At 61.9% G+C, this 13,183-nt stretch carries 14 protein-coding genes; 5 read left to right on the forward strand and 9 right to left on the reverse strand.

What is annotated here, in order from left to right:
- The coding region (locus ACO06O_RS14575; protein ID WP_421881137.1) for an MFS transporter at positions 1-935 on the forward strand (935 nt) is incomplete at its 5' end.
- Here ACO06O_RS14575 and ACO06O_RS14580 read toward each other — a convergent pair.
- The 4 genes from ACO06O_RS14580 to ACO06O_RS14595 all read right to left on the reverse strand — a co-directional run bounded on the left by ACO06O_RS14580 (position 932) and on the right by ACO06O_RS14595 (position 3,899).
- The gene (locus ACO06O_RS14580; RefSeq protein WP_420420488.1) at positions 932-1,228 is read right to left on the reverse strand and encodes a DUF1244 domain-containing protein; all 297 of its coding nucleotides are present in this window, start codon (positions 1,226-1,228) and stop codon (positions 932-934) included. The genes ACO06O_RS14575 and ACO06O_RS14580 overlap by 4 nt on opposite strands.
- A gap of 86 nt (positions 1,229-1,314) precedes the next feature.
- Positions 1,315-1,905, reverse strand: coding sequence for a hypothetical protein (locus ACO06O_RS14585; protein ID WP_421881140.1), 591 nt, complete (start codon positions 1,903-1,905; stop codon positions 1,315-1,317).
- Between the two features lie 2 nt (positions 1,906-1,907).
- Positions 1,908-3,062: a carboxylate-amine ligase gene (locus ACO06O_RS14590; RefSeq protein WP_421881143.1), complete on the reverse strand. Its 1,155-nt coding sequence runs from the start codon at positions 3,060-3,062 to the stop codon at positions 1,908-1,910.
- 60 nt (positions 3,063-3,122) lie between these two features.
- Entirely contained in the window at positions 3,123-3,899 is a 777-nt protein-coding gene (locus ACO06O_RS14595; RefSeq protein WP_421881145.1) for an N-formylglutamate amidohydrolase, read from the reverse strand.
- A 150-nt stretch (positions 3,900-4,049) separates the two neighbouring features.
- Here ACO06O_RS14595 and ACO06O_RS14600 point away from each other — a divergent pair, with 150 nt between their 5' ends.
- The 3 genes from ACO06O_RS14600 to ACO06O_RS14610 all read left to right on the forward strand — a co-directional run bounded on the left by ACO06O_RS14600 (position 4,050) and on the right by ACO06O_RS14610 (position 6,655).
- A complete protein-coding gene (locus ACO06O_RS14600) occupies positions 4,050-4,583 on the forward strand; it encodes a hypothetical protein (protein WP_421881148.1) in 534 nt (177 codons plus the stop codon).
- A 110-nt stretch (positions 4,584-4,693) separates the two neighbouring features.
- Positions 4,694-5,410, forward strand: coding sequence for a FadR/GntR family transcriptional regulator (locus ACO06O_RS14605; RefSeq protein ID WP_421881167.1), 717 nt, complete (start codon positions 4,694-4,696; stop codon positions 5,408-5,410).
- A gap of 69 nt (positions 5,411-5,479) precedes the next feature.
- Positions 5,480-6,655, forward strand: coding sequence for an MFS transporter (locus ACO06O_RS14610; RefSeq protein ID WP_421881151.1), 1,176 nt, complete (start codon positions 5,480-5,482; stop codon positions 6,653-6,655).
- A gap of 7 nt (positions 6,656-6,662) precedes the next feature.
- On the opposite strand, the gene ACO06O_RS14615 is transcribed toward ACO06O_RS14610, so the two are convergent.
- The 5 genes from ACO06O_RS14615 to ACO06O_RS14635 all read right to left on the reverse strand — a co-directional run bounded on the left by ACO06O_RS14615 (position 6,663) and on the right by ACO06O_RS14635 (position 10,523).
- Positions 6,663-7,019 carry a PilZ domain-containing protein gene (locus ACO06O_RS14615; protein WP_421881153.1) on the reverse strand — a complete coding sequence of 119 codons (357 nt, stop codon included), beginning with the start codon at positions 7,017-7,019 and terminating at the stop codon, positions 6,663-6,665.
- Positions 7,020-7,284: 265 nt separating this feature from the next.
- Positions 7,285-8,046: an ABC transporter permease gene (locus tag ACO06O_RS14620; protein WP_421881156.1), complete on the reverse strand. Its 762-nt coding sequence runs from the start codon at positions 8,044-8,046 to the stop codon at positions 7,285-7,287.
- A gap of 9 nt (positions 8,047-8,055) precedes the next feature.
- Positions 8,056-8,748, reverse strand: coding sequence for an ABC transporter permease (locus tag ACO06O_RS14625; protein WP_421881159.1), 693 nt, complete (start codon positions 8,746-8,748; stop codon positions 8,056-8,058).
- A gap of 108 nt (positions 8,749-8,856) precedes the next feature.
- On the reverse strand, positions 8,857-9,633 hold the full coding sequence (locus tag ACO06O_RS14630; RefSeq protein ID WP_421881161.1) for an ABC transporter substrate-binding protein: 777 nt from the start codon (positions 9,631-9,633) through the stop codon (positions 8,857-8,859).
- Positions 9,634-9,767: 134 nt separating this feature from the next.
- Positions 9,768-10,523 carry an ABC transporter ATP-binding protein gene (locus ACO06O_RS14635; protein WP_421881169.1) on the reverse strand — a complete coding sequence of 252 codons (756 nt, stop codon included), beginning with the start codon at positions 10,521-10,523 and terminating at the stop codon, positions 9,768-9,770.
- 545 nt (positions 10,524-11,068) lie between these two features.
- Between ACO06O_RS14635 and ACO06O_RS14640 the strand changes: the two genes are divergently transcribed.
- A complete protein-coding gene (locus tag ACO06O_RS14640; RefSeq protein ID WP_421881164.1) occupies positions 11,069-13,009 on the forward strand; it encodes a TolC family outer membrane protein in 1,941 nt (646 codons plus the stop codon).
- Positions 13,010-13,183: the final 174 nt, after the last annotated feature.

Here is a 13,183-nt window from a genome sequence, read left to right on the forward strand (position 1 = left end):
TGGACGGCGCGGCGGCCGGCTGGACAATCTTCGCGCTTCTGGTCGCGTTCAGCCTGGCGCGCGGCGTCGCCTCCATCGCCGCGAAAGACACCTTGGGCAAGACGGTTTCCAAGACAAGACGCGGCCGGGTCAGCGGCTATGCCGCGACGGCGTCCGGGATCGTGGCCGTCGGCGTCGGCCTTTACCTTGCAGCTGCCCCGGAAGCCGCGCGGCCGGACTGGGTGCTCTACGCGTTGCTGGTCGCGGCCGCGGGCGCATGGCTGGCGGGCGCGTTCACCTATAGCCAATTGAAGGAACAACCCGGCGCGACACAGGGTGGTCAGACATTCCGTGATGTCGTCGCCGATCAGGTCCGCACCTTGCTGTCGGATCGGGAACTGCAAATCTTTCTGGCCGCGCGCACCTTCATGATCGCGACCGCGTTGATGGGCCCGCTTTTCGTCGCCATGGCGCAACGCGAAACGGGGCAGGATCTGACCGGATTGGGCTGGTTGATCCTGGCGTCGGGGCTGGCCGCCGCAGTCAGCTCCAGCTTCTGGGGCTGGCTGTCTGATGTATCAAGCCGGAATACGATGGCGCTCGCGGCGGGTTTCGCGGGCCTGTTAGGGCTGGCCAGTTTGGCGATGATCGCGCTGATGCCGCAGTTGAAGGGCGCTGTCTGGGTCTATGCAGGCCTGGTGTTTCTGCTGGGTGTTGCGCATTCCGGCGTCCGCATCGGCAGAAAGACGCATATCGTCGACCTGGCCGGGAAGGACAAGAAGGCGGAATATGTCGCGCTCAGCAACAGCATCATCGGCGTATTGCTGCTGATCCTTGGGGCTTTCTCCGGCGCGACCATGGCTTTCGGCGTGGAAATCGGGATCGCCGCCTTGGCGGTTCTGGCGCTGGTCGGGGCCGGGACGGCCCTGTCCCTGCGCGACGTGCAGAAGGATTAGGATTCCTTGTGAGACTCGGCGAAGGCAGCTTTCTGTTCGGCCGACGCCTCGGTCTGGTACTTGGCCTTCCATTCGTTGAACGGCATGCCATAGACGATCTCGCGCGCAGCATCCTTGCCCAGATCGATTCCGCGCTCGGCGGCGGCCTCGTCATACCAGCGGCTCAGACAGTTGCGGCAGAAACCGCTGAGATTCATCAGATCGATATTCTGAACATCCGTGCGTTCGCGCAGATGGTCGCGCAACCGACGGAACGCCGCCGCTTCCAGTTCCAATTGGGTTTGTTCGTCCATCTGGTCCGCCATGACATTCCACTCCATTCGATAGGGTTCTTCTGGTTGGGAGATAATCGGTCCGCCGTCGCCCGCAACCCCTTCAACTAGCGGCGGTCGACGATTTCGCCGACATTCTCCAACCGGAACATGAACCGTTCGCCCGTCTCTTCGTCGAATTCCGACCGTTCCTGCTGGTATTCAAAACGGGTGCCGTAAAGATGCAGGTTGAGGATCGGTTCATCGCCTTCGACCGCGATGGCGTGAATGCCGTCCGGCATCATGGAAACGGCATGCCCAGGATGCACCATCAAGGTCGCACGTTGGTCGATCGGCGCGGCCGCGTCACCGGTTTCGGTGAACATGCGATGGCTTTCGCGGCCCTGAACGCCGCCGATGATGGCCCAGGATCCGCCATGATTATGCGGTCGGTAGGACATGCCGGGCCTGGCGCAGCTGACATAGAGCGCGTTGGTGCCGTCCGGGTCGCAATGAATGAAATAGGTGCTTTCGATCCCGCCGTCCGAAGGCAGTGGATAGATGTCGAAATTAAACAGGTCCGCGCGTCCGCAAAGGCGCAGAAGGGCGCTTTTTGCATGGTCCAGACGGTCGACGGTCACACCGTCCGACAGGACGTCCCGGATCTCGCTCAGCGTCTCCGAAATGGCGGCATTTCTGTCACGGTCGTCCCGTTCCATCGTCAAAGATCCTTTACCGTCGCTTCGATCAGCCAATCCGTTACCGCTTTTAGCGCGGCGTCCTCGCCTTGGCCCGCCTTGATGGCCTCCTTATAGGTTCTCACCTGATTATGGGCGCTGGTACCGCGTTTCAGGATGGTGCGGGTATGCGCGACCTCGTCGACGCAGCGCAGGCGGTCCGCGTCCTCCGCTGTCAATTCGATGATTTCTTCCAGAAGATCGGGATAGGGCACGCGTTGGGTCAGCCCGAAATCGATCAGCCCTTCGTCGAACCCGTAACGTTGGGCGCGCCATCGGTTCTCGCGGATCAGCATGTTGGAGTATTTCCGCCAGCGCTGATTCTTGCGGCGCAGGCGCTGCAGCATGGAAATCAGGCAGGAATAGATCGACGCGACGGCGATCCCGTCATCCAGCCGGGTGCAGATATCGGCGATGCGCATTTCCAGGGTCGGGAACTTGAAATGCGGGCGGATGTCCCACCACAGCTTGGACCCGTCCTGCAGCGCGCCGGATTTGACCAGGGCTTCGACATGTTTTTCGTAATGCGACCAGGAATCGAAATGTTCCGGCAGGCCGGTGCGCGGCAGCTCGTCGAAGACCGACAGCCGGTAGCTTTTTAGACCTGTATCCCGACCCTGCCAGAAGGGGGACGACGTCGTCAGTACCAGCAGATGCGGCAGGAAATAGGCGATCTGGCCCAGAAGGTCGATGCGGTGCTCGTTGTCCTCGACACCGACATGGACATGCATGCCGCAGATGACCAGACGGCGCGCGACCTCCTGCAGGTCGTTTGCCAGCATCGCATAGCGTTCCTTGTCGGTATGCTGAAGACGCAGCCATTTCGCGGTCGGGTGGGTCGATGCGGCGATCGGCGCCAGGCCGCGTTTGCCGGCGGCTTCCGCGACCTCCGTGCGCAGGGTACGCAGCCGGTCGCGCGCTTCCTGCAGCGAATGGCACACCGCCGTGCCGACTTCGACCTGGGCCTTCAGAAATTCTGGCGTCGCCATGCCGATCTCGTCGGTGATGGCAGCGCGCACATCCTCGATGATCGCTTCCTGAACGTCCTGGTCGCTGACCAGTTCCCCGGTCGCCGGATCGACCAGCAGATATTCTTCCTCAATGCCGACGGTGAAGGGCGGCTGATCGCTTTGGGTCATTTAAGCTGATGTTCCCGGCTGGTAAGACTGGCCCATGCTGTCGGGCCGCCGGGGGGCGCGTCAACCCTGAAACCGGGTGAACAGGCTGGGGTCGCCCAGGACTTCCATCAGGACGGTGCCCAGCAACTCGCCGAATTCGCGCTGGCCCGCAGCGTCACCGATCAGGTCCTGACGGACCTCGAACAGGACATTGGGACGGCCCTGGGGCAGGGCATGCCGCTCGACCGTGTGGCCGTAGGGATCCATGCCCGAATAGGGCTTGTTGTCGCCGATGGTCAGGTCCGGGCGATGGGCGGCGAGGCGCTGCAGGACCCGTTCCGCCATGCGTCGGTCGCGGTTGGACAGAACGCCGATATGCCATGGGCGGCGCACGTCGCGGTAAAGATCGGTGCAGCTATGCATCGATATCACCGCCGGGAACGGCAACTGATCGCATTTGCGGTCCAGCGCCTCGGTCACCGCCTGGTGGTAAGGATGCAGCAATTCCTCGATCCGTGCGGCGTGTTCGGCAGGGGACAGGCGCCGGTTTCCGGGAATGATCGCGCCGTCATAGATTTCACGGATACAGGTGAAATCGTCTTCCGGCCGGTTCAGGTCGACAACAAGGCGCGAATACCCGCCGATGATGGCCGGCATGTCCAGCATGTCCGAAACCACCTCGGCCACGCCCTGGGCACCGATATCGAAGGCGATATGCTTGCGCAGCGATTCTTCCGGCAGGCCAAGCGTGCCCAGCCGCGACGGCACCCGGTTCGAGGCATGGTCGCAAACGATGACGCCGGGCCCTTTGCCGCCGCCATTGCGCACGGTCACCGGGACCGGGTCGTCGGCGGTCAAGAGCTTCCGAGAAGTGGGTGTCGCGTTCGGGGCGCACTGCATGGCGCGCGCATCATACTGGCGGAGCCGGAATTGAAAAGCTCGGTGGCGAGGGCCCGAATCCCGCGCTAGTTTAAGGGCTCTCGACGAGACGGACCCAGAGGCCGGGATATGCCCGCTCAGGCATTCGACGACAAAGAGCGTGAACGTTTCCGCAAGATTGTCGGCGTCATGGAACGCGCCACGATCGAAGGGGAACGCGCGGCTGCGCGCGAGGCGGCAGAACGGCTTGCCGCGATCCATGGCATGTCTGTCGAGGAAGCGATCGAGGAAACCCATCCCGAGCGGGATGACGGCCGGATCAGCGACGCGGAGCGGCGCGCCCGCCGGTCGGACTTTGAAGAATGGGCGGCGGCGCGGATGCGCATGTCCGAAGCCTTCGAGCGCGCCGAACGCTATCGCTACGAAATGGCGAAGCGCGAGGCCGAGGCACGCGGGTTGGACAAGGAACGCCCCAGCCGCGGCCCGGCCCGGCCGCGTACCACCTCGACCTATCGGCCCAGCCGCTATCGCGCGACGGACGACGACCGGTTTCGCCTGATCGCCGGCCTGCTGCGTGACGGCGCCAGCCTGCGCCGTGTCGCCGATCTGGCGGATGTCTCGACCAATGAGGTGGCGCGCATCTGGCTTCTGATTCGCGGTTGAACCGTACCAATTTGAGCGTTTGGTACAAATCTTGACGCAAAATGGGCCTGCAAAAACCCTTGTGCGGTGGTAATGTCCCCGGTCTTGGGAGAGGTGATGCCTTGGGGGATATGACCGTGCCGGATACATCGCGCATGCCGGAAAGGCGTGAGCGCGTAGCCGATCGAGTGGCGACCGAGATCCTGAAACTGATCGCGAGCGGCGATATCGAGCCGGGCCAGAATCTGCCGGCCGAACGCAAGCTGGCCGCCATGCTGGAAGTCAGCCGCGTTTCCGTTCGTGCCGCGCTTCAGACGCTCAAAGCGCAAGGTTTCCTGGATGCTGTGCAGGGCGGCGGGACTCGTGTCGTGTCGCAGGCGGCGATTTCGGATCCCGCCCTGGCGGAGCTCGTGCGGCTGGACAAGAGCAACATGCTCGACCTGATGGAACTGCGCTGTGAGATCGAGGTCTGGGCCGCGCGCCGCGCCGCGCAACATGCGACGCCTGAAAGTGTCGCGACGCTGCGCGCGACCTTGGATGCCATGACCCGCGATTGTTCGGACAAGGCCGCGGCCGATGTCGCCTTTCACATGGAAATCGCGCGGGCGTCGGAAAGCGTGGTCTACCGCCATTTGCTGGGGGTCGTGCGTGGAACCTTGGCGGAAATGCTGAAGTACCACCGTACCGAGCTATTCGCGACGAAGGAAGATGACGCGACCGTCATCGCCCATCATGCCGACATCGTCGATGCGATCGAAGCACAAGATCCGGAAAAGGCCGCGTCAGCGATGCGCCGCCATGTCGAATGGGCGCGGGACCACTACACCCGGCGCCGAAACGGGTCCTAACCGGAAAATCCCATACGCGTAATACGATTGTTCTTGCCAGGTTGGTGAAATCTGGGCATGCAGCCCGGCATGTTTGGATTCCTGCATTCGCGGCAGTTCGAGATGGTGGCGGTGATCGGAACGATCTGCGCCTTCTCGTTCAGTGTCGGCTTCGTCTATCCGGTGATCGCACTGTCGCTGGAAGCTGACGGATTCGACGAGGCGGCAATCGGCATCAACGCGACGGCGTCCGGTCTCGGCGTCTTCGTCGCGGGGTTCCTGGTGCCGCGCATGGTCCGTCTCTACGGTACCTTCGGTCTGCTGGCGGGCAGTGTGATCCTGGCCATCGGGACGCTGCTGCTTTTTCCCCTCCTGGTGGATTATACGATTTGGCTGGTTCTCCGTTTTGTCCTCGGAATAGCGGTGACGGCCCTGTTCGCCGCCGGAGAGGCCTGGATCAACGCCATCGCGACGGAAGAAAGCCGCGGCCGGACCATGGCGATCTATGTCGCGGCCATGGCGTCCAGCTTTGCCATCGGATCCCTGGCTGTGACCTGGACCGGTTATCAGGGCTATGTGCCCTACCTGACGGCAGGCCTATTGATCGCATTGTGCTTCACGCCGGTGCTGGCGTTCCGCAAGAAGGATCCGCTGGCCGACGCGGAGGATCTGGCGGAACATGGCGACCTGATCATGCAGGTGTTGCGCCAGGCCATGGTGCTTTTGATCGTCGTTGCCCTGTTCGGCATTCTGGATGGGGTGATCCTGGGATTGCTTCCGTCCTATTCCCTGTCCGCCGGGGTTCCCGATGCGGAGGCGTCGCTGCCCTTGGCAGCAATGGCACTGGGCGTGGTCCTGTTTCAACTGCCGCTTGGCTATCTTAGCGACAAGATGGCCCGGACGCGCCTGCTGACGATTATTCTGTTCCTCGTGGTCGGCGCGGCGGTCGTGGTGCCGCATGTCGACCTGACCCATTGGACCGGACTGGCCTATATGGTTGTGTTCGGCGGCCTGTCCTTTGCCCCTTACACACTGGCCCTGGCAATCCTGGGGGAGCGCTTTACCGGCCGCCGTTTGGCGACAGGCAGTGCCTTGTTCGCGATTATGTGGGGCATTGGAACGACGGCCGGACCGCTGGGTTTCGGTCCGGCCATGGAATATCTGGGGTCCGCCGCCTTGCCTTACGGATTGGCCCTGTTGTTCCTGATCACCGGGGCGGTTTCCTTGCTGGACCGGCGTCCGTCGCCGGTCCGCGCCAAGGCCTGACCCTCATTCAATGCATCATCGGTGCGCTGGCGCGTAACAGTTTTGCCAGCGATTGCGGCCATTCTTCGATAGGCGGCGGATAGACCACGATCGTGCCGGTATCTCCCCGGCGCAAGACGCGGCCCTGTACCGGGATCTGAACATCCCGCCAAAGGGTCGAGAAGATCAGCCGCAACGACAAGCCCTGACCGGGGACAACCCACCCCGGGGCGCCTGCAATGCGAACGCCGCTTTCAGAGATATCGATGACTTGCGCATTTGCCCGGTCGATTTGGGCGCGGGTGCGCTGGACGCGGTGACGCCGGTGACGGCGCCGGTTCTTTTGCCCTTCGGGCTTAGGCTCGCGGACATATTTCCAGATCATCGCAGTGCCCCTCCTAGGCCGATGGTCCAACGCCGCCTTCTGGCGACGGACGAAGGCTAGAATCGCGCGAATCCGGATACGAGACATTTTAGATAAATTCCGGAAAATGCCGATGTTAACTGATATTAATGTCACAAAATCAAGGACTTCCGGGGTTTCCGGCACAAGTGGTGGTGTCCTGTCGGGACTCACGCCCCAAATATCAGGGGACTGTCCAGGGATAGAGTCCCGGACTCCGGCACACACCAGTATCGGTATCGGGATGCTATTCCGCCGGTTCGGGCGTGCTGCGCGGGCGCAAATGCGCGTGCCAATGATGCTCCCACAATTTGAAACCGCGCGAGATCATGTAGACCAAGATCATGTAGAGCATCGCCGCGGTCAGGAAGCCTTCCAGATAGATGTAATATTTGCCGTTCACGAACCGCCCGGCGCCCAGAATGTCGATCACCGTGACCGTGGAGGCGACGACAGATCCGTGCAGCATGAAGATCACTTCATTGGAATAGGCGGGCAGGGCGCGGCGGAAGGCGCTGGGCAGGATGATCCGGCGCAACATGGTCAGGCGTGACATGCCGGCCGCCTTAGCCGCCTCGATTTCGCCATAAGGCGTTGCCTCGATGGCGCCGCGGAAGATCTCCGTCGTATAGGCGGCGGAGTTCAAGGAGAAGGCGATTAGCGCGCACCACCAGGCCTCACGCAGGATCGGCCAGGCGAAACTGTCGCGCACGACTTCGAACTGGCCGAGACCGTAATAAATCAGGAAGGTCTGAATCAGCAGCGGCGTACCGCGCAGGAAATAGGTGTAGCACCAGATCATCGGACTGAAGATCGGGTGCCGCTCCGCCCTCAGCACCGCCAGGGGGACGGAAATCAGCCCACCGATCAGCAAGGACAGCGCGACCAGCGTGACAGTGTTCCAGACCCCGGTCACGAAGGCCATGTAATTGTCGACCACCACCGTATAGTCGAATACGGCGTTGATGATGAATTCCTGGACCGGGGAGATTTCAGCGTCTTCGGCCATGATGCCCCCTTAAGCCCGCCGGACGCCGGCTGAATACCGACGCTCGAGATAGCGCAGTACGATTTCGGAAACCGCGGTCAGTACCAGGAAGAACAGAAGTGCCGCGAACAGGAAGGTGAAAGGTTCGCGCAGCTTCCGACCGATAGCGTTGGCGTTATAGACGATATCCTGCAACCCGATGATGCTGACCAGCGCCGTGGTCTTCATCTGCACCAGCCAATTGTTGGTAAAGCTCGGCAGCGCATAGCGCACCAATTGCGGCCAGATGATGCGACGGAAGATCAGCGGCTTGCTCATGCCGCAGGCAATGCCGGCTTCGATCTGTCCGGACGGAATCGACAGATACGCGCCCCGGAAAGTCTCGGTGTAGTAAGCGCCCATGATGAAGCCGATCGTGCCGATCCCGGCGGTCATCGGGTCGATCTCGACATAGTCCCACATCCCGGTCCACTCGCCGAACCGGTTCAGGATGATCTGTCCTTGAAAGAAGACCAACAACATCAGGACAAGATCGGGAATGCCGCGGATGACGGTGGTATAGGTTTCCGCGGTGCCGCGCGCGACCGGGTTCTTCGACAGTTTTGCCCAAGCGCCCAGCAGCCCGAACAGCGTCGCCAGAACCAGCGAAAGCAGGGCGACCTGAACAGTCAGCGCGCCGCCCTTATAGAAAATCAGTTCCCGATATTGCCAGACGTCTTCCATGGGGCTGAACGGGCGCTTTCAAAAATTAAAAGTGTGAAAGGGACCAACAAATTGGGCCGGAACCGAACGGGGCGCGTGCGGTAACACGCGCCCCGACCGGATAAGCGATTATCCGCCGTAAATGTCGAAGTCGAAATACTTCTTGCGGATTTCGTCATAGGTGCCGTTGGACCGGATCGTCGCGATCGCGTCGTTCAGTTTGCCGCGCAGGTCGTCTTCGCCCTTGCGAACGGCGATCCCGGCGCCTTCACCGAAATATTCCGGATCGTTGTGGTCGGCGCCGAAGAAGGAATAGCCCTTGCCGGCATCGGTCTTCAGGAACCCTTCGTCGATCGCCAGCGAATCCGCCAGAATCGCGTCCAGACGGCCGGCCGTCAGGTCCAGATAGACCTCGTCCTGCGTGCCGTAGCGTACGATTTCGGAATCCTTGTAGACCGTCGTCAGATAGTCGTCATGGATCGTGCCGCGCTGCACGCCGATCCGCTTGCCGGCCAGCACATCGGTGCCGTCGGCATCGAACATGCCGTCCTTGGCCGCGAACTTCGCCGGGGTGTTGTAGTATTTGTTGGTGAAGTCGACGACCTTCTTGCGGTCTTCGGTGATCGACATGGACGCGACGATGGCGTCGTATTTCTTCGCCTGCAGGGCCGGGATGATGCCGTCCCAATCCTGTTCGACCAGGGTGCATTCGACCTTCATTTCGGCGCAGAGCGCATTGGCAATGTCGATGTCGAAGCCGATCAGTTCGCCGCTTTCCGTCTTTTCGGAGAACGGAGGATAGGCCCCTTCAACGCCGATACGCAGCGAGTCTTGCGCTTGGGCGGAGCCGAGACCCAGCGCGAAGGCGCCGGCCAGAACCGCGGAAGCCAGTGTGTTGAAACGCATTTCCGTGTACTCCCTTGTTTAAGTGCGCGAAACCCGTATCCGGGGCCGCCCGGTTCGGGAATTCGTCTGGTTTTGGACGCGTCTGGGCGGGACAACCGTCCCTCCGCGTCCGTATCTTCCGCAGCGACCCGCCGTTACTCGCGCGTTTTCGCCAGGAATCCCTTGAAACGCTCCGATTTGGGAGCGTCAAACATCTCCTGCGGCGCACCTTGTTCTTCGATGCAGCCTTGGTGCAGGAAGATAACTTTGTTCGAGACGTCGCGAGCGAAGGACATTTCGTGGGTCACGACCAGCATGGTCCGGCCCTCGTCCGCGAGGTCGCGCATCACTCTCAGAACTTCACCGACCAATTCCGGGTCCAGGGCGGAGGTCGGTTCGTCGAACAGCATGACGTCGGGGTTCATCGCCAGCGCCCGCGCGATCGCCGCGCGCTGCTGCTGGCCGCCCGAAAGATGGGCCGGATAGTAATCTTTGCGCTCGTAAATTCCGACTTTTTCGAGGAGTTTGGCTGCGCGGTCCAACGCCTCCGAACGCGGCACGCCCAGGACATGGATCGGCGCTTCGATCACATTCTCCAGAACCGTCATGTGGGACCAGAGATTGAAGCCTTGAAAGACCATGGCCAGTTTCGTGCGCAGTCTTTCGACCTGCTTGCGGTCGCTCGGTACGGGCTCTCCGCCGGGACGCGACCGCATCTCGATCGTCTCGCCATTGACGGTGACCCGTCCGGAATTCGGCGTTTCCAAGAGGTTGATACAGCGCAGGAAGGTGCTTTTCCCAGACCCGGACGACCCGAGTATGGATATGACGTCGCCCTTATGCGCCGTCAGTGAAACCCCCTTCAAGACCTCTACGGAACCGAAGCTTTTGTGGATGTCTTCCACAACCAGCGTGGCGTTCGCTTGCGACGTACCGACCTTTGTGTCCCTGAGATGCCCCGATCCACTCCCGACAACGGCCCCCCGACCGCGACGCTGCCCTGCGGCCCGTCCATTCGCCGTTGAACGACGTTTTGCAACGGTAGACCGCAATTGACGCGGAGTATGAAAGGTTTTTGACGGCGTCACAACACGCAATTCCGATCCGTCGAAACGCGAGCCGAGTCCTGCGGCGGCTCTGATTTTGACCAGCGATTCGCTGTTTTTGGGAACAAATAGAGTAAATTTACCATGTATGTCCGACCTAGAATGAAATTAGGACGACCTTGTGACGCGACTTCGCGCCTATTGCGTGCGGCCGGCGTTTATTCTTCCGAATATTTTGGCAATCAGAAGGAAATCTGATTCGATTTAAAGGGGGCGTCATTGCGATGAGAAGCCCGCGCATCTAGTATATGATGTGCTTGATACTAAGTGTTGATGGCACCAGCGCTGTCATTCCCCAGGGAGAGTGGTTTGGCGGCAAGACGAAAAGTCGGCCGAAGGCGAGGGGAGCGATGCAGGTGAACGAAGGCGGTATTCGGAAAGCTGGGCGGCAATTGTCGCTGCGCGCCGTGCTGGCATCGGCCGCGATGACGCTGGCCGTTACGTCGCCGGCGCATGCTATTTCGTTGGCCGAGGCCGTTCGATCCGCTTTGCAGACAAACCCTGATATCGGGATCGTCGCGGAAAACAAGCGGGCGGTCGAATACGAGCTGGATCAGGCGCGCGGCCAGTACTATCCCGTTGTCGACTATACCGGTTCGGCGGGTTACGAGGCGACGCGCGACGGCACGTCCTTTGCGCGCGGCGAGGCCGAAGGCAGTTTCGGCATGCCGACCTATTCGTCCAGCCTGACCCTGACGCAAATGATTTTCGACGGCCGCGCCACCGACGCCGATGTCGCGCGCCAGGAAAGCCGCGTGGTGTCCGCGACGCGGCGCGTGCGCGAGACTTCCGAATTCATCGGCCTGGACGCGATCGAGGCCTATATGGAATCTCTGCGCCAGCGAGAATTGGCGGCGATCGCGGAGGACAATGTCCGTCAGCACGAGCTGACATTGGAACTGGTTGAGACCAAGGCCGCAGGTGGCGCCGCGACGACGGCGGATGTGCAGCAGTCGGAATCCCGGTTGGCCGCCGCTCAGGCGACCTTGACGGAGGCCGAGGCCCGTCTGCGCGACGCCGACGCGACCTATGTCCGCGTTATCGGGGAATCGCCAAAAGAACTGGTCCGGCCGGTCCCGCCGATCTGGGCCCTGCCGCAAACTCTGGAAGATGCGGTCGCGATCTCGCTGCGCAACAATCCGACCGTCGCGGTGACCCGGGCCGACCTGGAGACGGTTCGTCAGGAATTTCGCGCCGGCAAAGCCGCTTTTTGGCCGACGGTCAATCTGGAGCTGAACGGCAACGCGGCGCGCAATGAAGACGGTTCGCGCGGGGCGGACCTCAGTGCCTCCGCCCTTATCCGGGTGAACTACAATCTGTATCGCGGCGGCCGCGATTCCAACCGGGTGCAGGAGCTGATCCACCGCATCGGCGAAGCCCGGCAGCGCCACAATCGGGCGCTCCGCCTCACGGAAGAAGAAATGCGCCTGGCCTGGAACGCGCTGACCAGCTCACGCGACCGGTTGGCGGCTCAGCGGCGCGAGGTTGAGGCCAACGACCGGGTGCGTGAAACCTATCGTCAGCAGTTCAATGTCGGCGGCCGGAACCTGCTGGAACTCCTGGATGCTGAGAACGAGCTGTTCATTGCCAAGGGAAATCTGGTCACGACCGAGTTTCTGGAACTGTTCAGCATTTACCGGATTTTGGCGACCGGCGGCGTTCTGATGGCCGCCCTGGACGTGCCGCAAATCGGTGAAGGCCGTTCGGAGCTCGATCCGCGGCCGCCGGAAGGGGTTGATTTGGAACGGTCCTTCGGGGCGACCTCCGGCGGACAGCCCGGCGGCGGCGATGTTCTCGATCCCGATCTCGATCCTTTGGGGCCGCTCGATTCGACGCAAGGCCTGGACCCGCTCGCGCCGCTTGACCCCAATGCGCCGCTCGATCCCTTGGCTCCCTTGGACCCCAACGCCTCCGGTGGGTCGGGCGGGAGTCTTGATCCCAATGCGCCTTTGGATCCTCTGGCACCGCTGGACCCCTTGGCGCCGCTCGACCCCAACGCCCCGTTGGATCCGCTGGCGCCGCTGGACCCGAATGCCTCCTTGGATGGCATTCCGGTGGAGCCGGTGGTGCGGACCGAAGCCTTGCCGCCGCCGACACCGACGGCGCAGCTCGATGGGCCTGTCGTAGACGCGAATTCCTACAAGTCGACCCTGCAGGGGCCGCCAAGTTTCACGTCGGATGACGGCCGATCGGCTGGAATGCGCTCCTACCAGGCGGAACCGATAGGGCCGCCGGTTTCCATTCCCACCCGGGCGGTCGGCGAAACCCCATACTCCCTGTTCGACGAGTAAACTCATCGGGCGGACTCTTCGGGGTCAGTCCGGCGATAGGTGCCCGCTCGAATCGGTTTTTGCGGTCTGTTCATGGGGTGGCGACCGCTCTCACCGGATTGCCTCTCGCAAGCAACTTCCGACGACCGGTCTGCCGGCCGGAATGGTCCGGAAATCCGCCTGATTAGTAGCTTA

It is taken from the genome of Pacificispira sp. (assembly GCF_965228185.1).
Classification (GTDB): domain Bacteria; phylum Pseudomonadota; class Alphaproteobacteria; order UBA8366; family Aestuariispiraceae; genus Pacificispira.